This window comes from Nostoc sp. CCY 9925 (genome assembly GCF_963920935.1).
GTDB lineage: Bacteria > Cyanobacteriota > Cyanobacteriia > Cyanobacteriales > Nostocaceae > Nostoc.
In genome coordinates, this window is the sequence record NZ_CAWUDO010000016.1 from 55,137 (window position 1) to 78,907 (window position 23,771).

General features: G+C 43.5%; 15 protein-coding genes. 10 read left to right on the forward strand and 5 right to left on the reverse strand.

All coding sequences use genetic code 11. The features are described 5' to 3' along the window. Positions 1 to 20: 20 nt before the first annotated feature. From ACM0OY_RS11265 to ACM0OY_RS11275, 3 genes are all read right to left on the reverse strand, one after another. Positions 21 to 1,709, reverse strand: a complete 1,689-nt coding sequence (locus ACM0OY_RS11265) for an NAD(P)H-quinone oxidoreductase subunit 4 (RefSeq protein WP_414568983.1) — start codon at positions 1,707 to 1,709, stop codon at positions 21 to 23. A 349-nt stretch (positions 1,710 to 2,058) separates the two neighbouring features. Further along, positions 2,059 to 3,897 carry a threonine--tRNA ligase gene (gene thrS, locus ACM0OY_RS11270; RefSeq protein WP_414568940.1) on the reverse strand — a complete coding sequence of 613 codons (1,839 nt, stop codon included), beginning with the start codon at positions 3,895 to 3,897 and terminating at the stop codon, positions 2,059 to 2,061. 110 nt (positions 3,898 to 4,007) lie between these two features. Further along, a complete protein-coding gene (locus ACM0OY_RS11275; RefSeq protein ID WP_414568941.1) occupies positions 4,008 to 5,219 on the reverse strand; it encodes an RNA-guided endonuclease InsQ/TnpB family protein in 1,212 nt (403 codons plus the stop codon). A 389-nt stretch (positions 5,220 to 5,608) separates the two neighbouring features. On the opposite strand from ACM0OY_RS11275, the gene ACM0OY_RS11280 reads away from it, so the two are divergent. The 3 genes from ACM0OY_RS11280 (at position 5,609) to ACM0OY_RS11290 (ending at position 6,808) form a co-directional block, all read left to right on the forward strand. Continuing rightward, a complete protein-coding gene (locus ACM0OY_RS11280) occupies positions 5,609 to 5,926 on the forward strand; it encodes a DUF2605 domain-containing protein (RefSeq protein ID WP_414568942.1) in 318 nt (105 codons plus the stop codon). Between the two features lie 305 nt (positions 5,927 to 6,231). Continuing rightward, positions 6,232 to 6,561 carry a DUF2973 domain-containing protein gene (locus tag ACM0OY_RS11285; RefSeq protein ID WP_414568943.1) on the forward strand — a complete coding sequence of 110 codons (330 nt, stop codon included), beginning with the start codon at positions 6,232 to 6,234 and terminating at the stop codon, positions 6,559 to 6,561. A gap of 118 nt (positions 6,562 to 6,679) precedes the next feature. After that, entirely contained in the window at positions 6,680 to 6,808 is a 129-nt protein-coding gene (locus ACM0OY_RS11290; RefSeq protein WP_414568944.1) for a hypothetical protein, read from the forward strand. A gap of 95 nt (positions 6,809 to 6,903) precedes the next feature. On the opposite strand, the gene ACM0OY_RS11295 is transcribed toward ACM0OY_RS11290, so the two are convergent. Further along, positions 6,904 to 9,195: a glycogen debranching N-terminal domain-containing protein gene (locus ACM0OY_RS11295; RefSeq protein WP_414568945.1), complete on the reverse strand. Its 2,292-nt coding sequence runs from the start codon at positions 9,193 to 9,195 to the stop codon at positions 6,904 to 6,906. A 1,214-nt stretch (positions 9,196 to 10,409) separates the two neighbouring features. Between ACM0OY_RS11295 and ACM0OY_RS11300 the strand changes: the two genes are divergently transcribed. The 3 genes from ACM0OY_RS11300 to trpE all read left to right on the forward strand — a co-directional run bounded on the left by ACM0OY_RS11300 (position 10,410) and on the right by trpE (position 14,872). Beyond that, on the forward strand, positions 10,410 to 12,419 hold the full coding sequence (locus tag ACM0OY_RS11300) for a DICT sensory domain-containing protein (RefSeq protein ID WP_414568946.1): 2,010 nt from the start codon (positions 10,410 to 10,412) through the stop codon (positions 12,417 to 12,419). A gap of 170 nt (positions 12,420 to 12,589) precedes the next feature. After that, positions 12,590 to 13,009, forward strand: a complete 420-nt coding sequence (locus ACM0OY_RS11305) for a photosystem I reaction center subunit II PsaD (RefSeq protein WP_414568947.1) — start codon at positions 12,590 to 12,592, stop codon at positions 13,007 to 13,009. 285 nt (positions 13,010 to 13,294) lie between these two features. Continuing rightward, positions 13,295 to 14,872 (forward strand): anthranilate synthase component I, encoded by a 1,578-nt coding sequence (gene trpE / locus ACM0OY_RS11310; RefSeq protein WP_414568948.1) that lies wholly within the window; start codon positions 13,295 to 13,297, stop codon positions 14,870 to 14,872. Positions 14,873 to 15,553: 681 nt separating this feature from the next. Here the strand turns inward: trpE and ACM0OY_RS11315 are convergent. Then, a complete protein-coding gene (locus ACM0OY_RS11315; protein WP_414568949.1) occupies positions 15,554 to 15,682 on the reverse strand; it encodes a hypothetical protein in 129 nt (42 codons plus the stop codon). An 840-nt stretch (positions 15,683 to 16,522) separates the two neighbouring features. Here ACM0OY_RS11315 and ACM0OY_RS11320 point away from each other — a divergent pair. The 4 genes from ACM0OY_RS11320 (at position 16,523) to ACM0OY_RS11335 (ending at position 23,634) form a co-directional block, all read left to right on the forward strand. After that, a complete protein-coding gene (locus tag ACM0OY_RS11320) occupies positions 16,523 to 17,485 on the forward strand; it encodes an orange carotenoid protein N-terminal domain-containing protein (RefSeq protein WP_414568950.1) in 963 nt (320 codons plus the stop codon). A gap of 579 nt (positions 17,486 to 18,064) precedes the next feature. Next, the gene (locus ACM0OY_RS11325) at positions 18,065 to 18,685 is read left to right on the forward strand and encodes a pentapeptide repeat-containing protein (RefSeq protein WP_414568951.1); all 621 of its coding nucleotides are present in this window, start codon (positions 18,065 to 18,067) and stop codon (positions 18,683 to 18,685) included. 117 nt (positions 18,686 to 18,802) lie between these two features. Continuing rightward, a complete protein-coding gene (locus ACM0OY_RS11330; protein ID WP_414568952.1) occupies positions 18,803 to 20,788 on the forward strand; it encodes a DICT sensory domain-containing protein in 1,986 nt (661 codons plus the stop codon). Positions 20,789 to 21,180: 392 nt separating this feature from the next. Further along, the gene (locus ACM0OY_RS11335; RefSeq protein ID WP_414568953.1) at positions 21,181 to 23,634 is read left to right on the forward strand and encodes an LAGLIDADG family homing endonuclease; all 2,454 of its coding nucleotides are present in this window, start codon (positions 21,181 to 21,183) and stop codon (positions 23,632 to 23,634) included. Positions 23,635 to 23,771: the final 137 nt, after the last annotated feature.

Here is a 23,771-nt window from a genome sequence, read left to right on the forward strand (position 1 = left end):
AGAAATAGATTTGAAGCAGGTTATTTCAAAGTTCCTAAAATTGGTGTTAGCTCAGTTTCTGAGATTTTCGGAACCAATAATCTATTAGCATAAATCTGGGGATTTGTTTGCGAAACTATGGCATATGACTGACGAATACGAGCGTTAACTGCGACAGTCTTCACATCGTACATCTGCATAGCTACCTTGGGGTAGAAGCCAATCCCGATAATTATCAGCAGAAAACAGGCAGCGATAAACACTTCACGAGGTCTGGCATCCTCGTAGACTGCTTCTTCTGGCACGAGGCAGTCTGTACCAAAACAAACTGTTCCCTCATCTTCTCGATTTTCCAAACCCGCATTATTAATGTCGCATAGAAGTGCTGCGTCTTTACCATAAAATACCTGCCGCAGCATGGAAAGTAGATAGATAGGTGTGAGGATGACTCCAACTGCGGCGAGAAAAACCGTTACAGTACAGAAAGTTGAACTGTAAACGTCACTGGTTGTTATACCAAGGAAGACCGAGAGTTCGCCAGCAAAGCCGCTCATACCAGGAAGAGCCAGGGATGCCATCGCTCCAATTGTAAACAGAGCAAACACTTTGGGCATAGCTTGACCAATACCACCCATGTCTTTCATTACCATAGTGTGGGTGCGATCGTAAGTAACACCCGCTAAGAAGAACAGCACGGATGCAATCAAACCATGTGAAATCATCTGTAACATTGCGCCGTTGATTCCTAAATCAGTGAACGACGCAATACCCAGCAGTACAAATCCCATGTGTGAAATCGACGAATAAGCCAAACGTCGCTTCATATTAGTCTGAGCAAAAGAGTTCAATCCACCATAGATAATGTTGACAACTCCCAGAATAGCTAGAACCGGTGCAAAATAAATGTGTGCATCAGGGAGCATCTCAAGATTGAGGCGAATCAGCCCGTATCCGCCCATTTTGAGCAACACACCAGCTAAAATCATCGACACAGGAGAGGATGCTTCTCCGTGAGCATCAGGTAACCAAGTGTGCATGGGGAAAACAGCCAGCTTGACACCAAATGCAATCAACAACCCTGCATAAAGCAGCAATTGTAAACTAAGCGGGTATTCCTTCATGGCAAGTACGGTTATATCAAAAGACATATTACCGCCGCCGTATAGACCCATTGCTAGGGCTGCCACTAGGATAAATATTGAAGCTGCTGCTGTATAAAGCAAGAATTTTGTTGCTGCGTAGCGGCGTTTCTGCCCACCCCAAATGCACACTAGTAGGTATACGGGAATTAGCTCTACTTCCCACATGATGAAAAATAGTAGCAAGTCTTGGGCAACGAACACGCCTACTTGTGCAGAATACAGCACAAGCATCAGAAAATAGAAAAGGCGGGGTCGGTGATTAACTTGCCAAGCTGAAAAAATCGAGAGTGTGGTGACTAATCCTGCTAGAAGCACAAGTGGAAATGAAATTCCATCGACCGATACTGCCCAGTTCAGACCTAACTGAGGTACCCAGGCATAGTTCTCCACGAGTTGAAAACTAGCACTGCTCACATCGTAATGCTTCCAAAAGACGTAACACATCAAGGCAAAGTCTGCAATACCTACACCCAGTGCATACCAACGCACGCGCTTGCCGTCTTTATCAGGCAGCACAGGGATGAGCAGGGAAGCAATCAGTGGCAGCAAGACAATCGCGGTAAGCCAGGGAAATCGATCCGCTATCATCATGTGAGTAAGAAAAAATACTTATCTGTGGATGATGTCATTCTACTAAACTTTGTAACAATCTCTTAATAAGTCTTTACCCTATTTACGCATAAACGGATATACAAGTGCTTATATCAAGTTCGGATAATCACTTATTATTAAAATTTCTCCGCGTCCCCTTGTGCGTCAGTCCTAATGATAAGTCTTCACCCGAACATGATATTAGACGGTTGAGGTTTTGAGTAGATAACAATACCCGCTACCGTATTAGGAAAGGTAGCGGGTATTTCAGCTAAAACTTTGGAAAGTTATAAAGTAGTTAAGCTTAAGATCTCAAGTATGGAGGTGGGCAATACCTAAGAGATTACTAAAAGTTCTCGAAGTTAGCGATCGCATTCTTCATCTTATCTAAGACCTCATCCACAGATACAGCGCCCAATTCCCCAGAGGCGCGGGTGCGGATACTCAAGGTGTTGGTTTCCACTTCCTTGGCTCCCACGACTGCCATCACAGGTATTTTATCTTTCTCTGCGTTGCGAATGAGTTTACCCAAGCGATCGCCACTAGTATCCACCTCTGCACGGATACCTAATGCCCGCATCTTTGCTACTAGATCTTTAGTAAAATCTAACTGTGCTTCACCTACTGGCAGTAATCTCGCTTGTACTGGTGCCAGCCACAAGGGAAAATCTCCCGCATACTCTTCAATCAAAATACCAATCAACCTTTCCAGCGAACCAAAAGGTGCACGGTGAATCATCACCGGACGTTTGCGAGAACCATCTTCAGCAACGTACTCTAAATCAAAACGTTCTGGCAAAATGTAATCTACCTGCACAGTTCCCAATTGCCATTCCCGTTCTAGGGCATCACTGAAGATAAAATCGAGTTTCGGCCCATAAAATGCCGCTTCCCCGATTCCCTCAAAGTGTTGCATCCCCAAGGTTTCAACTGCACGCCGAATCGCAGCTTCGGCTTTGTCCCAAACTTCATCGTCACCAATATACTTATCACTAGCTGGATCGCGGAAACTCAATCTAGCTTTAAAGTTCTTCAGTTGCAGTTTATTGAACACCGATAAAATCAAATCCACCACGCTGATGAATTCGCTATCGAGTTGTTCTGGGGTGACGAACAAGTGAGAATCATCCACAGTAAAACCGCGCACCCGCGTCAAACCGCCCAATTCTCCCGATTGTTCGTAGCGATAAACAGTGCCGAATTCTGCAAACCGCAAGGGTAGTTCTCGATAGGAACGCAACTCGCTCTTATATATTTGGATGTGGAAAGGGCAATTCATTGGCTTCATGACGAAGCCCACCTCCTGTGCGGCCGCTTCTTCATCGTCCGCCATTAAGGGAAACATATCTTCTTTATATTTTTGCCAGTGTCCAGAGGTTTTAAATAAATCGACTTTGGCAATGTGGGGCGTTACTACAGGCAAATAGCCCCGTTTTAGTTGTTCCTGCTTTAGGAAGTCTTCTAAAATACTCCGCAACAGAGTACCTTTGGGCGTCCACAAGGGTAAACCCGGCCCTACTAAGTCAGAAAATATAAATAATCCTAGTTCTTTACCGAGTTTCTTATGATCTCGCCGCAAGGCTTCTTCTTTCCGCCGCTTGTACTCAGCGAGTTGTTCTGGACTTTCCCAAGCGGTAGCGTAGATGCGTTGTAGTTGGGCTTTGGTTTCATCCCCACGCCAATAAGCGCCAGCAACACTTTCTAATTCAATGGCTTTGGGGTTTAATTCACTGGTGTTTTCCACATGAGGTCCCGCACACAAATCCCACCATTCATTCCCCAAGTGGTAAATCGTGATTGGTTCCTGTTTAATATCTGCGAGGATTTCTAACTTGTAAGGTTCCTTAATTTCCTGAATCCGGCGTTCGGCCTCTTCGCGACTGACTTCTTCTTGAATAACTGGCAATTTGCGATTGATAATCTTGACCATCTCTTTTTTGATGGCTTTAAGATCGTTTTCGCTAAATGGTTCTGGGTTATCGAAGTCGTAATAAAATCCGTTTTCAATCCAAGGACCAATTGTAACTTGCGCCTTGGGAAACAGCTTTTGTACCGCCATTGCCATCACATGGGAAGCAGTGTGGCGAATCTTTTTTAGCTTCTGGGATTCGCTGGTACGCGGTAAATAAATTTTTTCAGGTTTTTCTGACTCTTCTGAAGGATTTGATGATGATTTTAGCGACATTGGCTGCTGAACCGTTGGCGAAGTGATTACAAAAAGGAATTGATTTGAATTTGTAAGCTTATTCAACTTTGACATCCTCCCTGACCTAAAGGTACAGGGATTCCTAAGACTCACGACTTAGGTTTCTGCTTCTTTCCCTTTCGACTACGCTCAAGGCAAGCCTTACGGGTTTTACTCAACTGCCTTTTAATCTCAAGATTATCGGGTCTTATGTTCGATCCACAGACTGACACTGCGAGTCCCGCAGCCAAAATATTCTTACTTGCATTTATATCTCGGTCGTGATGTGTGTCACATTTAGGACAATCCCACTCTCGAATATTTAATGGCATTTTATCTACTACGTAACCGCAAGTTGCACAACGCTTTGAGCTAGGGAACCATCGGTCTATTTTTATCAGTTCTCGTCCATACCACTGGCACTTGTAAGTTAGTTGCCTGATTAATTCACCCCAACTAGCATCTGAAATATGCTGTGCAAGAGAGGGATTTTTCTCCATATTCTTGATAGCTAAATTTTCAACTACTATCGTTTGGTTTTCACGCACTAGTTGGGTTGTTAGCTTATGTAAAAAATCTGAGCGAGAATTCGTTATTTTTGCATGAATTTTAGCAACCTTGCGTCGTGCCTTGTATCTGTTGTTAGAGCCTTTGTGCTTGCGAGATAGAGATTTCTGGAGTTGCCTAAGTTGAGAACGCAATCGTTTAAAGTGCTTAGGGTTGACGATTTTATCGCCATCGCTAGTAGCTATCAACGAAGTTATACCAACGTCCAAGCCGATAGATTTATCAGTCACAGGTAACGGCTTAATACCTTGGTTGTCTACAAGCAAACAAATGTGCCACCGTCCACTTGCGTCGAGTTTGACAGTTATAGTAGATGGTTGGCAATTAACTGGCAATTGTCTACTCCAGCGAATAGGCAAGGCTTGGGCACACTTAGCAAGCCAAATTTGTCCATCCTTCCACCGAAAAGCAGCCTTAGTAAATTCAGCAGAACCTCCATGATGCTTCTTTTTAAAGTTTGGATATTGAGCAAGTCCTGCCCAAAAGTTAGCAAAGGCTTTTTGTAAATTTCGTAATCCCTGCTGTAATGGCACACTGCTAACTTCATTCAGAAATTGCAATTCCTCTTGCTTTTTCCATTCAGTCAGCAACGAACTTGTCTTAAGGTAGTCGATTCTTTCAAGTCTATCGTACCAAGCCTCCGTTCTCGCCGCCAGCGCTCGGTTATAAACCAAGCGCACACATCCGATAGTTTTCCGTAACAAGGTTTCTTGTTCAGAAGTTGGGTAAAAACGATAGCGGAAAGCTTGCTCCATATACTTTGTAGATATTCCTTACATTATAGACTAGATACTGTAAAAGAGGAAATTAATATAAAGTCGTCCTTCCAGGACGGGGTTTTTAACCCAATTTTTTGATAACGGCATTGGGAATTGGGAGTGCTGTTAGCGGTAGCGGGGCGTTTAGCCCGTGTTGACTGTTCACTGAGTAATTATTACTAGCCCCTCAGCCCTATCTATACCTATAGACACCTTTCCAAAGGAGCTGTACAAACCGATTAGCAAAAATATATAATTAAAAGTGTGCTTTTTGTTACAGATTATTGTTTTTTTGAATTTATTGTGTGTGAGAGAAATAAGATAATTGTTAAGAATAGTAAATAACGTTAATATTAGTAAGAAAGTTGGAAATATTCTTCTAATTTATGCGAGACTCAAATGTACCAGGGACTCAGTTGCTGAAAACGGTTTTAGAACCCCTGCTGGACGATTTTCAGTATTGGTTTACGCGATCGCGCGACTTACTCGAAACCGAAAAACTCTCATTTATGAGCAACCAAGAGCAATCTGACTTGCTTTTACGCGTTAAACAAGCGCAAGAAGAACTAAACACTGCAAAAATGCTATTTGCTGCTACTGACGGACAAGTCGGAATTGATATGGCAACCTTAATGCCTTGGCATCAATTAGTAACAGAATGTTGGAATGTGGCAATGCGCTTTCGTCAAGCACCTGAAGTCTAAACAGCATCACCGAAAGTTCGATACCGCAGACAGCTTAACAATTCCAAGGCGACATAATTTAGTCGTTAAACAAATAGTACAAAATTCTTAACATTATCTTAAGTTTGTTTCGATTAACAAAATAATGTATCCTATGTTACCGTAAGTGGAATAACGGTTGACAGATCGCTCCATATCAATGCAAGCGCACAAAAAGTGCGTTAAATATTTCCCCTCACTGTGAGCTTAAATGTGAGCCACAGCGTCGGCGAAACAAAACGTTACAAAATAAACTTTTAAAAATTGCTGCCCTGGAGGAAAATCCAATGTTACACCTGCTTTACATCTTTGCTTTTACAATCCTTGCATTTATAGCTGTTGGTAACTTAATTCGTAACCTGATTATGTTCAGTTTTGATCGGGAGCGAACCTACCCAACGAATGCTTCGCCAATGGGCGATAGAGGTAGCTTTGGTTATTACGCATCAAGAAAACAGTTTGTACCTCATCCAGAGTTATTAGATAACGCGGGTAACTTAATTAAAGAGCCATTATTGGTAATGCGTTCGATTAACGTTGAAGATGCTCGCCAACATCTGGATGCGCTTTATGAAGCATCTCCAGGGCATAAGAGAGACAATTCTGAAGAAGCATAAAAGAAAGTTAGGAAAGATTTTTTGGATTTGGAATTTTGGATTGTTAGGGAAAATTGCAAATCTCAAATTACCAGAGTTAGGAATTAAGAGTTAAAGATTTAGGACAAACCTTAGTGGGGTGTTAACGTGGAAACCACCCAACGAAGGTTTATTTTATTGGCGATCGCTTCCGCATATTTCTGATACACTACGCTTGGTATATAGCTGGGAGTTGCTATTTGCCAACACAGCGAGTTTTGTAGGATGAAATAACCTGTAATCTCTTATTTAGAACTGCATTGGCAAGCGATCGCACTCAACATAAAATAGGGAGTGGTAAATTTCCCACTCCCGACTCCCTTGCTATGCTTCAATAACTACCCGCAGGTTACCGCGTTTTTTGGCAACGCGACAAGCAGTTGTACCACCGGAACGCTCGAATTCTAAATCGAGAATGGTAGTACCAACTTGTAAATTGTGAAAGGATAAGCGATTAATTGATTCTGGTAAAGCCGGGTCGATTATTCGCAAACAGTTATTTTGGGCATCAGGCACCAAGTTAACCATCATTTGTAGTAGTTGAAAGATACTCCCAGTAGCCCAAGCTTGGGGAGTGCAGGCAACTGGATAGTGGACAGGCGCATTATCACCGTTACGTTCGTAGCCGCAGAAAAGTTCTGGAGGACGTTGATATGATTGCTGACTAGTCATGTCAAATAAACCTTGGAAAATTTCCAAAGCTTGATCAATGAGGCCGAGCGATCGCAATCCCATTGCAATCAAAGCGTTATCATGCGGCCAGACCGAACCAATGTGATAGCCCATTGGATTATAAGCAGGTGACAAACTACTCAGGGTACGAATGCCCCAACCGTTAAACATATCTGGTGCCCGCAAGCGTTCTGCCACACTGTAGGCTTTTTCGTGTGTGAAAATCCCCAAATGCAGACAATGACCGGGATTTGAGGTAATACTATCTACTCGCTTACCATCTCCATCCAAAGCCAAAGCGCAGAAATCCTGGTCTTCCATCCAAAAATCTCGATTAAAACGCACCTTGAGATTTCTCGCCTCTTCTTGCCAACGGTCTGCCAAATCAAGGCGCTTCTTCATCCTGGCTATTTCTGCTAACCGCATTTTTGCCGCAAAGACGTAAGCTTGGACTTCACACAGAGCTATGGGGCCATTGGCTAGTTCTCCCTTGTGGTCAACCATACAATCACCGGAATCTTTCCAACCTTGGTTAGCAAGACCGCGTTTAGATCTACAGTAGTAGCTCAGGTAGCTAGTTTCTTTAGTATTGCGATCGATCCACTCCATTGCTGCTAGAGCATTCGGCCAAAGTAGCTCTAGGAGTTCTTGGTCGTGAGTCCAAGCATAATATTCGGCATACAGCATCAGCCATAGGGGAGTGGCATCAACTGTACCGTAGTAGGGTGTATGGGGAATTTCTTGACACCGAGCCATTTCCCCCAAACGTAACTCGTGCAAAATCTTACCCGGTTCTTCTTCTCGCCATTCATCGTCGGTTTTACCTTGGTATGTGGCAAGTAGTATCAGGGTTTCTTTGGCGATTTGCGAGTTTAACATCAGAGTTTGGGAGGCTGTAATCAACGAATCCCGGCCAAATAATGTAGAAAACCACGGAACTCCGGCGGAAACAGTTTTATACTTGCCAAAAGACTGGCGCAACAAATACATATCTTCCTCAGCCCGCTCAATCACTCGGTTGAAGATGCTCTTATCGGAGCTAATACGTGTAATTTGTTGTACCCAATGTTGTTCTTCCATGCACTCGGCAGCCTTCGCCTGTCCTAGCGTGGCAGGGGCGCTGACAGTTGAAGTGGACTTATTGTTGGTCACCATGTTCACCCGATAGCCAAGTTTTTGGGTTTGGTGAGAAGCCAACTCTAGCTGCCAAACGGCAGTGTAACCTTTAAAATAGTCTGGTTGTCGATGCTGGAATAGAAGACGGGATTCCATCACCGAGCCATCCAGACCCTGATAGGCGAGTGTTAAAGATTTTTCCCTAGAGGCAGATGGCTCTTTGGTTACAGGTGAAAGACCATACACCAGAGAAAATGTTCCTTCTTCAGCCGTTGGTTCCACTAGGCGTAAAAGCCTACCCTGTTTTTCTCTCCCGTAACCCCGGACTTCAAATAAATCAACAAAATCCGCGTCAAAGCTGATGCTGAGTTCAAAACTGATGGTGGTTGTGCTGTAGTTAGATACCTCTATTTCTTCAAATAGTGCTCCATTCAGTACCATTTCCCGGCGAATTCCCACAGTGTCGGCTCTGAGGCGTTCGTCGATTCTGGGGTTGGTACACAACACTGAGAGTGAAAACCCTTTTTCAGCAGTACTACTCAAGAGTACAGGCGATCGCCCTTCAATTTGCAACTCTAAACGATTGATAAATCGCGTATCACAGCAAAACAGCCCCATGCTGGGATTTCCATCATTGAGGGAACAGCCAGAAATGTTCCCCATAGTATCTGTGACCAAAAATAAATCATCATCTTTAATGGTCAGTGTCGGCTGTGGTCTTTCACTGACAACACAAGGCCACTCTGGAATAGGTAATTGATCGGCAGCAATAAAAGTTTTTCCATCTACTAAAATTTTTTCCGGGGTCATGAGTGCATCTGGTGTCATTAGGCAAAGTTCCGCGTACAGGTCTATATTTTTGCGATCGTATTATTTATAGCTGTTCTCGATTCCGTGCAATACATCCTCAAAGAAGATAGTAGGAAAATTTCAAAATATAGCACAATTCAGAAGTAAAACAGGGTTGATACCTGGGTTTGCGATTTAGCTTGTGTAGTTAAGTAACTTGAATTCTGCTGGAAGTGACTGTATTCAACAATTCCGACTAAAATACTCATCAATATTTCTAAATCATCAGGTAACGAATAAATAGTAATGTTCTCAGTAATGTGTTGTGCTTTAATATCAAGTATGCCAAATCGTCAAACATCACCAATAGTTACTGCACCATATAGGAATCCGATTTGATTCGGATAAATAACTTGTGTGGTGCGCGTTCGCGTTGGCAAAGCCTCTCGTAGAGAAGCGTCTCGCATAGAAGCCCAGCGCAAGCGCAATAGGCAGGCAATAGGCAATAGTAAAAAAGACGGTCAACGTGTGCTGACTTTTTTCACACAATCAAATACTAGTCCTATATAAAATTTGCTGAAGTAATCTTGACAGAAATGAATAATTGTGAATAAATTTCGAGAGGCGATCGCCCTTTGAAGACGGTAATAGAGATTTTTAAGCCTATTGCCTATTCCCTGTTCCCAATAGCACAGTAACTCACCTTTCAATTTTTTACTTTTGCCTTGTTCGGTGATGACAAATGCGATCGAGAATGTATATTGGGCTTAGTGGTTTATCATTTAAAACATCACAATTAGGCATTGGGCATTGGGCATTGGGCATGGGAGATGAGTCTTTGAACTCCATTAATGAGTCTTTGAACTCCATTAATGAGCCTTTGAACTCCATTAATGAGTCTTTGAACTCCATTAATGAGTCTTTAATACTTGTGAATGAGCCTTTGAACTCCATTAATGAGCCTTTGAACTCCACTCCCCTGCCCCTTTGCCCCTTTGCCCCTTTGCCCCTCCGCTCTCCAGTCCCCAGTCCCCAGTAACGGAGCGCTATCCCCACGACCAGTTAAATTTTGTAAATGAAACTGCACGCACTCCTGCTAATTGGTAACAAAGTGTTGCATTTGCCTAAGCCAAAAGTGCTTTTTAGCGTTCTTTACATATCGAAACTGTCTATTTAACTTGAGAGTCCTTTGGAATTTGTACAATGCAGCTGTGACGTGGATCTTGTTGAGATTGGGCGTTTAACGATAATTCATGAGCATTTCGACTTCTGTGCTGAGTGATCTGCTAAAGTTCCTACCCTACTTGCGGCCCCAGCTATATTTTAAGGCTTCATTAACGGCGCTCTCCCACGCGATGGAAGATCAAGTTTTGGCTGCGACTTTAGCTCAACCCCTTGTAATTGCTAGTTTCCAGCGAGAGCGATTCTACCGCCAAGAAGCTCATCGCTACCAGCGACTTGCCTTGCGAAGTAATCAAATATACGTATTGTCGGCTCCGGAAACTGATTTCGCTAACAGTTCGGAACACTACGAAAAGGTAGCTTTTGAGCCAGAGGATGGGTTAAGTCAAGAGTGGCATTTGGTTGTAATTGCTGACAGTTATGCGACTTGTTTGGTTTGCCGGGAAAACCTCGGTTCTATTGCTAAAAACAAGCAACTACCAGAGCAAAGCCCCAATCTAGATATGGACACAGCGCGAAGATTTGAGGGGATTTGGACATCAGAAAGAGGAGTTAGTCTCAAAGCCGCCGAATTGCTGTTAGATAGGATTTTGGTCTACAGACCAGAACTGGCAAGCAAAATTGAGCAGGCACGTCAGAGATTTGGTATTGGGGAGACAAGAAGCTACTTTGGAGCAGAACAGATCAACGAATATGCTTGTGACATTGACACAGATCCTTTTGTGCAACGCTTGGTGACTTACTTACAAGCTAGTCAGTACAAATTGCACAAAGCCTACCGTTCAATTACTGCACAAGCACGAAAAGAACGATTAGTCAATACCATTAGTACTGCCATTCGGCGATCGCTCGATCCTCATGAAGTTCTCCAAATAGCAGCACAAGAGTTAGGGCAACACCTAAATGCTTGTCGCTGTCTAATTTACCGCGCTCAAGCGACAGATAAGCAAGCGATCATTGAACATGAATTTTTGACTGCTGGTGTTTTATCAATTCGCGGACAAACTTGGGAATTAGAGAAAAATTCCCTATTTCGAGACATTGTGCAACAAGGCGAAGGAGTTTGTATCAGCGATACACTCAGCGATCCTCGTGTTACGAATTCGGCGGGACTTTCCTTGATTGCCAAAAAGTTTGCCATTCGTTCTTGGCTGATGGAACCAGTATTCTATCAAGGACGATTATTGGGGATTGTTGAATTACACTACTGCCAGATGCCACCGCACGAGTGTCAACCAGGGGAATTGGATTTGGTCAAAGCGATCGCCACCCAAGTGGGTGCAGCTCTCATCCAAGCCGAAGCTTACGCCAACCTAGAAGAACTCAATCAGCAGCTAGAAGCACTAGACCGCACCCGCAGCAACCTCATAGCCATTACCGGACACGAACTTCGTACCCCCCTATCCACTATTCAAGTGTGCCTAGAAAGTCTGGCTAGCGAGCCAGACATGCCCTTGGAATTGCAACAAGTCATGCTCAACACTGCTCTTGCCGACTCAGAACGAATGCGGAAACTCGTGCAAGATTTCCTCACACTTTCCAACTTAGAAAGCGGTCGCGTGGAATGGCATCCAGAATCCCTAACTTTACAAGAGTGTGTAGATTTAGCGCTCAGCCGCCTTCGCAGCCGTTCTTCAACAGAAAAGCCCCCCCAAATCCAAACTCAAATTCCCCAAAACCTACCTTTGGTCAGAGCTGATGGTGACTGGCTGGTAGAAGTACTAGCAAAACTCATAGACAACGCTTGTAAATTTACGCCAGCCCAAGGAGAAATCACCATTAACGCGATTCGCAACAGCCATCAAATGGTCGAGGTCACTGTGGCTGACACAGGACGCGGCATCGAACCGAATCGCTTAGAAGTCGTTTTTGACCGTTTTTATCAAGAAGAAGGAGCGCTCCGACGCACCACTGGCGGTACTGGACTTGGACTAGCAATTTGTCGTCAAATTGTCAATGGCTGGGGTGGAGAAATTTGGGCGAAGTCAGATGGCAAAGACCAGGGGAGTGAGTTTCACTTCACCATCCCAATTGTTCAGAGTAGCCAAGAGGAAAAGCGGACGAAAGTCAAGACTAAGTAGATATGGAAAGATGGGGAGATGGGGAGACGTGGGGACACGGGGACGCAAAGAAAAACAAATGACAAATGACAAATGACCAATCACTAAAAACTGTTACAGTCTATGACGCGATCGCAATATGATCGTAATTACGATGTTAGTATGCCCTAAAAACGTTGAGAGAACACTTTATGGCTGAAACACTCTCTGGACAAACGCCACGATTTGCTGGCAACACTGGTGGCTTGCTTTCTAAAGCAGAAGTGGAAGAAAAGTACGCTATCACCTGGACTAGCCCGAAAGACCAAGTATTTGAATTGCCTACAGGTGGTGCTGCCACTATGGTCAAAGGCGAAAACCTGCTGTACTTGGCCCGTAAAGAACAAGGCATCGCTTTAGGTGGTCAACTCCGGAAATTTAAGATTACAGACTACAAAATTTACCGGATTTTACCCAACGGAGAAACCACTGCAATTCACCCAGCCGATGGCGTCTTCCCCGAAAAAGTGAATGAAGGCCGTGAAAAAGTTCGTTTCGTCGCACGCAGCATTGGGCAAAACCCCAATCCAGCACAACTCAAGTTCAGTGGTAAAGCTACCTACGATGCTTAGGGACTAAGGACTGGGGATTAGGGACTGGGGATTGGGGACTAGGGAGATGCGGTTCGGCTTCGCTCACCGACCGGAAGATGAGGGAGATGGGGAAATAAAACGAATAACCAATGCCCTATGACGCCACTTGCTTCAAGTCGGGAAACCCGCCCAACGCAGTGGCTCCCCCATGCCCTATGACGCCACTTGCTTCAAGTCGGGAAACCCGCCCAAGGCAGTGGCTCCCCCATGCCCCATGCCCTATGCCCAATCCCCAACCCCTAATCCCCAACCCCCTAGCTATTTATGGTATTCCCCGATTTTTCTGAATTTTCCCAGCTAGCTGTACAAGGCAACTTCGTTCCGGTATATCAGGAATGGGTGGCAGACTTAGATACGCCAGTATCTGCTTGGTATAAAGTTTGTGCAGGTCAGCCGTATAGCTTTTTATTGGAATCCATAGAAGGTGGAGAAAAACTCGGGCGCTATAGTTTAGTGGGTTGCGATCCGCTATGGGTCTTGGAAGCAAGAGGCGATCGCACGACTCAAATTAACCGCGATGGTTCGCAGGTGATTTTTGCAGGCGACCCTTTTACAGCTTTAGCTCAATGTCTAGAACCTTATCACCCAGTTAAATTGCCCCAGCTACCGCCAGGAATTGGTGGTTTGTTTGGGTTTTGGGGTTATGAATTAATTCGCTGGATTGAACCACGTGTACCAATTCATCCACAAGATGAGCGAAATATCCCTGATGGATTGTGGATGCAGGTAGACCACCTGTTGATTTTTGACCAGGTAAAGCGGAAAATTTGGGCGGTCGCCTATGCTGATTTACGCGACCCGCAAGTTGATTTCAAAGCAGCATATCAAAAAGCTTGCGATCGCGTTACCCAAATGCTCGAAAAGCTATCTCTCCCTCTATCACCCCAAAAAACTAGATTGGAATGGAAGCCGCCAGGAAGCAGCGGGGCACAGGAGCAGACTTCGACTACTTCGACGCCGCTCAGCACAAGTGCACTCAGTAACCAGGGTAGCAGAGGGTTAGACGAGTATCAGAGTAACTTTACCCGCCCTGATTTTTGTGCAAGCGTCCAAAAGGCAAAAGAATATATTAAAGCTGGTGACATCTTCCAAGTAGTTATTTCCCAGCGATTATCAACAACATACACAGGTGACCCCTTTGCTCTTTACCGTTCTCTACGTCAAATAAATCCTTCGCCTTACATGGCTTATTTTCACTTCCAAGATTGGCAAATCATCGGTTCCAGTCCCGAAGTGATGGTGAAAGCCGAAACCGATCCAAATGGTGGAGCGATCGCAACTCTACGTCCAATCGCAGGGACGCGTCCACGGGGCAAAACCACCCAGGAAGATACATCTTTTGCTGAGGATTTACTGCAAGATCCTAAGGAAATTGCCGAACATGTGATGCTTGTTGATTTAGGACGAAACGATTTAGGGCGTGTTTGTCAAAGTGGTAGCGTCAAAGTTGATGAGTTAATGGTAGTTGAACGCTACTCCCATGTAATGCACATTGTTAGCAATGTTGTGGGTAAATTAGCATCTGATAAAACAGCATGGGATTTACTCAAAGCCTGTTTCCCCGCAGGCACAGTCAGCGGCGCACCTAAGATTAGGGCAATGGAAATTATCCACGAATTAGAGCCTAGTCGTCGGGGTGTTTATTCTGGTGTTTACGGATATTATGATTTTGAAGGACAATTAAATAGTGCTATAGCAATTCGCACAATGGTAGTGCATAATGACACCGTCAGTGTGCAAGCTGGTGCAGGTTTAGTAGCTGATTCTGAACCTGAGAAAGAATACGAAGAAACCCTGAATAAAGCTAGAGGCCTATTAGAAGCGATTCGTTGTTTGCGTTAAATTTGAGCATTTCGCATTGGGAGTGGTGACCCTTGGACTTCGCCTAGCCTTGACCCTGAGCGAAATCGAAGCTTTGATTATTGACAGAAGAGTTAGGAGTTAAGAGCAAAGCCGGAGACGCTCCGCCTCCAGTGAGGAGTTATTTGCCTTGTCTGTCCATCTCCCCCTATCCCCCTCATCCCCTCTGCTCTTCCCGCTCCGTTACTCAGCACTCATGAATGGCACACTGATTTTTGTTGGTTGATTGTAAGATTGGACTTGATATCAATACAGTAATTGTTCTATTAGCTGTATGAGAATCTAGACCAGACTTTAAAAGTTGATATATTAGTATTCTTCTATTTTGAATTACATAAGTTTTACTCTGAACAGCAAGGTATTTGACAACAATTTCTGCCACTTCTAAACCTACATATCCACAATAACGCGATAAATTGGGAAGATTTATAAATCCAATTAACATTAATTTTTTTCCAAAGGTAACATAAACTTTTACATAAATTTAATAAATCAAATCAATCTGAGTATCGAAACTCAAGACTTCAGTGGAAGTTGCTACAGACAATAAGCAACAGCAACAAACTTTTTGATGCTGAGAATCAGTTTTCATAGTTATGCCTCTAAGTGGTTTTATTCGTCAATTGAGGAAAATTCGTAAATTTGAAGTCTCTTTAAGGCTTGTTAGCCATAAAACTCAGCTATTTCGGTAAAAACTTCTAGGGCTATGAGTAAGACAATACCATTCATTGCCAAATGCTCGTTGAGTTTTTCAGTATATTCCGTACACCAAGCCCCTAGAATTTCATCCACAAAACTTTCGACTCAATAGCAAATCTGTTGAGTTAACCCTGCTCCAATACTACTCGGTTTGTGCATTTTGAACTCAGAATTTGGTTTGGGGAAAAGGTTAAAGGGTAAGGGTTAAAGGTTTTTTCTTTCCCTTTTCCCCCGCCCCTTATCCCCAGAGGGGGCCCCACCTTCCCCTTTTCCCCAAAACCCGACAAGTATTGAACCCTGCTCGTTAATGCTGAAGCCTATACCTATCATTATTGTTGTTTTTGGGAATTTGTAAATAAACACATATTAATATAAATGTTTTTTACAAAAACTTGACACACCAATAAAGGTAGTAAAAACCGTACTAAGCAGTCCCGATGAAGCAAGTTTGACCACCAAATATGAAAGTGGTCTTTTCCCCTAAACCCCTATACCCCTTTCAAGTCAGGTAGGTTATTTGGGATTGATCGAGGAGTGCTACTGGTGAAAGCTGGATTGCGATCGCTCTTGTAGGTAAATACGGACTTAGATATCGCAGACAATTCTTGATTGCGTCTAATTTACTTAAGTAAAACTTATCTATTTTATAGATAAAACTTATTAAGTCCTAACTGAGAAAGTATTGCTTATTTGTAACAATATTGTTATATTTCTTTACATAAAGACATAAAGCTCAAAAATGCCTGAAATTTGAGCAATTCTTTCTGATTCAAATTCAAGTATCTAAGACAACGGAAGTGATAGCTCTGCCTTAGAGCGATCGCAACTGTAACTATGTCGTCGCTAGTGTTCAGTAGCTTTGCTAGCAGATCAAGGCATTTTCCTTGTTTGCACATTTGATAGAACTGTAATTTTCTTTTTGGAATTTCTGCTATGTCTTTTACCCTCCAGTCGGCTCAAAGTATTTTTCCCGGCACTCTAGTTGCTGACATTGTTCCATCTCTGATTGAATCTTTTAATCAGCTCAACGCTGAAGATCAACTAGCGTTACTTTGGTTTGCCTACACCGAAATGGGTAAATCGATTACGGTTGCTGCTCCAGGGGCTGCAAACATGATCCTCGCCCAAGGGCTTTTGGAACAAATTAAGCAGATGCCTTTTGATGCTCAAACCCAAGTGATGTATGATTTGGCCAATCGTGCTGATACTCCCATCTGCCGTTCCTATGCATCGTTCACCGTAAACATCAAATTAGGCTTCTGGTATCAGTTGGGAGAATGGATGGCTCAGGGAATTGTCGCTCCCATACCACCGGGTTACAAGCTTTCTTCTAAAGCTGCTCAAGTGCTGCAAGCAATCCGAGAGGCCGATCCAGGTCAACAAATCACCATCCTACGGAATACCGTAGTCAGTATGGGATTTGACCCGAACGCTCCTGGTAGTTACAAAAAAGTCTCAGAGCCTGTGGCTCCCCCTATTGCACAAGCATTTCGGACTAAAGTCACAATTGAGGGCGTCAACAATCCTACTGTCCTTGGCTACATCAACAACATGAATGCCAATGACTTTGACAGTGCGGTTGCTTTGTTTAACTCCGAAGGTGCCCTGCAACCTCCCTTTGAAAGACCAATTGTTGGTCAAGAGGCAATCCGCGCTTATATGCGTGAAGAATGCCAGGGATTGAAGATGATGCCAGAGCGTGGTGTATCAGAGCCAGTGGAAGATGGCTATACCCAAGTTAAAGTGACCGGCAAAGTTCAAACCCCCTGGTTCGGTGCGAGTGTAGGGATGAACATTGCATGGCGGTTTTTGATAGATCCCCAAGGCAAAATCTTCTTCGTAGCGATTGACTTGTTAGCTTCTCCTAAAGAACTCCTGAACTTAGTACGTAAATAGAGTACTAGCTTAGTCGTTGTTGCGTAGGGTGGGCACTACCTAAAACATAACAGAGAAAGGTAAACAGTGCCCACCTTAAGAAAATTGGGACGATCGCTTTTGAAAGTAACTAATACCAATTTTAAAAAAGAATGCGGCAGATACATACTCCCAAGCCTTTGTTATGTTTGGAATTGGTATAACTGTTTTTCATTTTCGTCTCGAGTTTTCAAAAGCCTAGTTAAGATAACAGCTTGGAATCAATAGTATTGTTTGAAATTCCATCTAATAGCTTTTTAATTAACATTTTTAATCGAAAATTTAGCTTAAAAAAAGGAGTAAGGAATGGGTAGACAGGTAATTAATCGTGTCTTAGGGGAAGAGACCTTTTTACGTTTGATTGTGGGATTTTCCCATAATTTGGCTGTCTTGGAAAGTTGAGTTGGCGATCGCGGACTCGGCTCAAGTGTACTCTTGCTGGAAGCGGGCGATTCAACTTTCCGCAAAACGCAAAATTGCGATCGGATATATTTCCAGCAATCTATCGATTGGATACTTTAAATTTTCAGGTGAGAAATGGAGACTTTGAAGGCGGGCTGTATGGATTCCGATCAAATACTCAAGCGCTATTGTGCAGGAGAGAGAAATTTTACTCAGGTAAGCTTGCACTTGGCTAACCTCAGCGAGGTCTGTCTAGCTGGAATCAATCTAGATAAAGCTAACTTGGCTAATGCTACTTTATCTCATGCTAACCTGCGGGGAGCAAATTTGATTGAAGCAAATTTGACTGCTGCGGCTCTCTGGAGAACTGACCTGAGTGGAGCGAACCTCATCTGGGCAAACCTCAAGGCTGCTAATTTGATCCGAGCAACTCTCAGCAAAGCAGACTTACATAAGGGAAACCTTGTAAAAGCAGATTTACGCTTAGCAGATCTGCGTGATGCAGACCTTAGTGGTGCAAACTTAGCTGGAGCAGACTTGCGCTATGCCAACCTTAGTGGCGCTTTTTTAGCTAAGGCAAATCTCAGTGGCGCAAACCTGACTGGAGCAAACTTAAGCAACACAGACCTGAGTTATACCAATCTTGCCAAAGCCATTTTGTTTAAAACCGATCTGAGTTACGTTGATTTCACCGAAGTAAACCTGACACAGATAGATCTGCATCACTGCGTCCTCAAAGGAGCCATTTTGCCGGAACCAAATTTGATTAAGACGAGTTAATCCTGCCAATTTTAGATTAAAAATTACTTCGGTACTCCTCGAAACAAGCAAGCTGCCCATGCTGCCCCAGACCCGACTTGAGTTAGTAATCGTTTATTATCACCGACCTAGTTACCAATGACTGTCTCCAATTCCTTGTTGGAAGATTTGTGCCAAGTGCTACCGGATCTACAACCTCAAATCTATTTCAAGTCTTCGTTGACGGCTGTTTCTCATGCAATAGAAGACCTGGTACTGGCAGCGACAGATCAACCCCTAGTGATTGCAAATTTTCAGCAGGAGCGTTTTTATCGCCAGGAGATTCCTCGCTATGAAAAAATTGCTCAGCATACAGACCAGGTTTATGTATTAGCTGCACCAGAGAGTGATTTTGGTATGGTTTCAGCCCCTTATGCAACCATCCCTTTTGCCCCTAATGACGAATTAGCTCAGGAATGGCATTTGATTGTGATTGGTCAGCTATATTCAGCCTGCTTGATTTGTCGAGAACATGCTTCACCAGTAGATTCAGCATCTCTAGACCAAGCAAGGGAATTTCAAGGAATTTGGACATTTGACCCCGAAGTTAGTATTCAAGCTGCCCGCCTATTATTAGAACGGATTCTGACTTATCGACCAGAACTTGCCCCTAAAATTCAGCAAGCGCATAAACGTTATCGACTTTTGCGGCAATCCCAAGTACAAAAATCAAAAAATAAAACACTAGGAATTGACTTCAGACTATTTGCTAACCGCTTACTCACATATCTACAAGCTAGTCAGTACAGGCTACTGAAAGCTTATCGTACTATAGCTAGCAAAGAGCAAAAAGAGCGTTTGATTAATGCGATCGCCACTACTATTCGCCACTCTTTTAATCCAGAGGAGATTTTAACAGTTACTGTTAGAGAATTAAGTCAAGTTTTTAGCGATTGCCGATGTCTAGTTTATATATATCAATCAGATAGTCAAAAACAGCCAATTGCTTATGAGTCAACACCTGCGAGATTAGCATCTTTCAAAGGCGAAGTTTGGTCATTGGCAAGTCATCCGCTGTTTCAAACTGCTTTAATGCCAAGTCAAACTCAGGGCAAAAATCAATGGCAAACTATAGTTATTGCTGATATCAACCAGGATTTTGGCTTACAATCCCATCCAGAATTCAAAGCTCAATTGGTGCGCTGGCAGATCCGTGCTTGCTTGTTGGTACCGATTTGCTATCAAGGGACTTGGCTGGGAATGCTAGAACTGCATCAGCCAGAGGCTCATTTGTGGACAGAGGATGATATAGCTTTAGTAGAAGCGATCGCTACACAGGTTGGAGTTGCTTTGATGCAAGCACTAGCTTATAGCAACTTGGAAACTTTGAATCGTCAGCTGGTAGACTTGGAGCGCACCCAAAGTAACTTGATCGCGATCGTTGGCCATGAACTGCGTACTCCTTTATCTACCATCCGCGTTTGCTTAGAAAGTTTAATTACAGAACCACAAATGCCGCTTGAGTTGCAGCAGACTATGTTGCAAACTGCTTTAGACGATGCAGATCGGTTACGTAAACTAATCCAAGATTTTATTACCTTATCTCGCTTAGAAGGCGGATTGGTACGCTGGCAAATCGAGCCAATATCCCTTCAAGAATACCTAGATTTAGCCCTCAGCGGCCTCGAATCTCGTCAGACATTGCCTCAAATCGTCGTAGAATTGCCGCATTACTTACCGCCAATCCAGGTAGATGGAGAAGGACTGATTGAAGTTTTAACAAAGTTACTCGATAATGCCTGCAAGTTTACCGACAATAGCGGACAAGTCACCATTCGTGCAGACCTTTTGCATCCTGAAGAAGTTGACTCAGCTTTAGGAAAAACCCAGAAAACATCTGTATTAAAAGTCACTATTGCAGACACAGGCCGAGGGATTGAACCGAGTCGACTAGAAACTATCTTTGAGCGTTTTTATCAGGAAGAAGGATTTTTGCAACGCACTGTAAGTGGGGCAGGACTTGGTTTGGCGATTTGTCGCCGGATTATTGATAACTTAGGAGGGAAAATTTGGGCTGAGTCTTTGGGGAAAAATCAGGGTAGTAAATTTCATTTTACGGTTCCAGTTGCAGTGTCTATTTCTTAATCTGATGTTTGCGTTTTGAAATAGTAACCTGTTAACAATTCAAAATTCAAAATTCACGCATTAAAGACAATTTCAGACGAAGAGGAGTGCGGTCTTGGGGTCTCCCCAAGAGGAGCAACTCCGGGGGATTTAAACCCCGACTGAAACTGGGGCTACCTGTAGAGTTAGGAGTCTTAAACCCTTTTTTTACGATAAAGGGAGATGATTTATTTGTACTAATTAAAACTTAGTAGAAATCCTTTACGTAGGAGCGGTGAATATTATATATCATAAAGTTCTGTTGCAATAACTACGAACTAGCGCTAGCGTAAAGTGGACAATTTGACAATCTTTAATCCTAAATCTACTTGGCGTATAGTCATAATCTGTTCGCACGCAACAAGACTTGATTTATGGTTCAGAAGCTTGAAAGAAAACGCCAGAGCGGAGGGTTTCCAGAGACTGCCCCCGCCGCTAATCCTGTATTTTTTAGAACCTATAGCCGCCGTACAAAGGCAGGGTTGAGGGAAACATGGGATGAGGTATGCGATCGCACTTTACAGGGCTTAATCGAGTTGGGCAAACTCGCAAGAGAAGAAGTTGCCATATTAGATCGGATGCAGCGCAATCTAAAAGCCATGCCCAGTGGTCGCTGGTTATGGGTTGGCGGTACAGACTGGATTAGGAAGCCAAAGAATTTTTCCGGGGCTTATAATTGCACTTCTACTAATTTAGAAGACTGGAGTGCCTTCGGATTAATGATGGATTTGGCAATGATGGGTTGTGGTACTGGAGCGATGCTAGAACCACAATATATTAACCAATTGCCCGCCATCCGTAATCACTTGAATATCACTGTACAAGGTGAAATTGGTAGTACTGTTAAAATTGGGCGTCGTGAATATACACAAACACATATAGAAGGCAACAAGGTTACTATCCACGTTGGAGATAGCCGTGAAGGCTGGGTGGAATCATATCAAACGTTGTTAGAACTCTCCACTAACGAAAGTTTTTCAGGGGATGTTGAAGTATTAGTTGATATCAGCGATGTCCGCAAAGCAGGAGAAACTCTCAACGGCTTTGGAGGCGTTGCTAATCCTGTGAAATTGCCTGGACTTTATCAGCGTTGTGCATCCATCCTGAATAAAGCAAAAGGGCGACAATTAAATTCAGTTGAGTGTTGTCTGTTAATCGATCAAGCTGCTGTGACAATTGTTGCAGGCAATATCCGGCGTTGTCTGCCTGAAGATGCTTTAGTACATACAGCTAAAGGTCTAGTTCCTATCCGTGATGTACAAGTAGGTGACTTGGTACAGACTCCTTTGGGATTCCGGCGAGTTGTTGATAAATTCGACCAAGGATTTCAAGATGTCTATGAAATTGAAACTAATGCTACTTACCCTAGAGCAACTCTAAACCATAGACAAGCAGTGTTGGCAGATGCTAAAGGCAGCATTGTCTGGAAACATATTGCTAGTTTAGAGGCAGGCGATCGCTTACTGCACAACAAGCAAGTTCTACCTGGTACAGTTACCCATCTACCCGCTGATTTTACGGAATTTCCTCCTTGCCAAAGTCGCACAGCCAAATCTTTTGTTGTTCCAGAACTAACTGCGGAAATAGCTTGGCTCATTGGGTTTACCCACGGTGATGGTTATGTAGCTCTTGGTCGCAATAAATACGATAAACCTTACGGTCGTGTTGAGTGGTCAATGAACAGTCTCGATGCTGAAGTTACAACTAGAATCCAAGCTAAAATAGATGCCGCCTTAGCTTTATTTGGCTTGAGTGCTGTTCATTGCATTACCAAAGGTGAAAACACGGCCAAGTCCATCTGTTCATCAATTCGCCTAGCTGAGTATTTTTATCGTTACATCAAGCAGCCGAATGTTGCCCTAGCAGTTCCTAATTTTATTTTGCAGGGTTCAATAGATATCCGGGCTGCATATCTAGCAGGCTTAATGGATAGTGATGGCGCTGTTAATAACCGCCCTCCTCACCTAATTACCTCAGTTTATCGGTCATTTATCAGACAAGTTAGTGTAGTTTTATCGAGCTTGGGTATTGCTGGGAGGCTTACTACAACTTATCCGCAAAATTCAAGTTGGCAACTCAAGTACAACTTGACAATTCCAGCACTCAAAGAGCGTTACAATGCCCTGATTGTGCTTCACTCAGCTAAAGGTGAACTACGTCAAGGACTAAAGATGTATGGTTTTACCGTTCCTGGTGGAATTATGCGGGAAGCTTACACCTACAGCGAAATGCGGGAGATGGGATTCCAAGGTTCCCGCACTGTAGATGCTAATTACGAACGCTACGTTGCTGAGGCGGATATTTCCTTAGATATTCCCGTCACCGTTAAAGGATTGGGCAGTTACGATCATGTTCAGACTTATGATATAGAAGTCGATGAAGCTCATTGTTTCTACTGCGACGGCTATCTCACACATAACAGTGCGGGGATGCGTCAGTTTAGTGCTGACGACAGCCTAGCAGCCACCGCCAAAGATAATTTATGGCAGCAAGATGAAAGTGGCAACTGGCGAATCGATCCAGAACGTGATGCACTCAGGATGGCCAACCATACCAGAGTTTTTCACCGCAAACCGACATTAGAAGAATGTATTGGTGCTGTTCAAAAGCAATATTATAGTGGCGAAGGCGCGATTCAATGGGCTGGTGAAGCTGTAGCCAGAGCAAATATAGATTTGTTACCAACACAAGCATTAAAAGTTGATTTTTTAAATGCTTACAACCAAGGCACAGCAAAACAATGGTTGCAAGAACGCTATCCTCAGCTTGATGCTAATGAGCTAGAACATCGTTTGGCTCGCTATGGGCTAAATCCGTGTGGTAATTGATTTTGCCTCACGTTAAAAACCTCGCAAAAACGGGGAAAGCTGAGATGCTAATCCCGTGGTAATCAAAGGAAGTAATAAGCCTTTGACACCGTACAGCGTAGAGAGTGAAACTAGATTACACCGAAAATAGGCGTCTA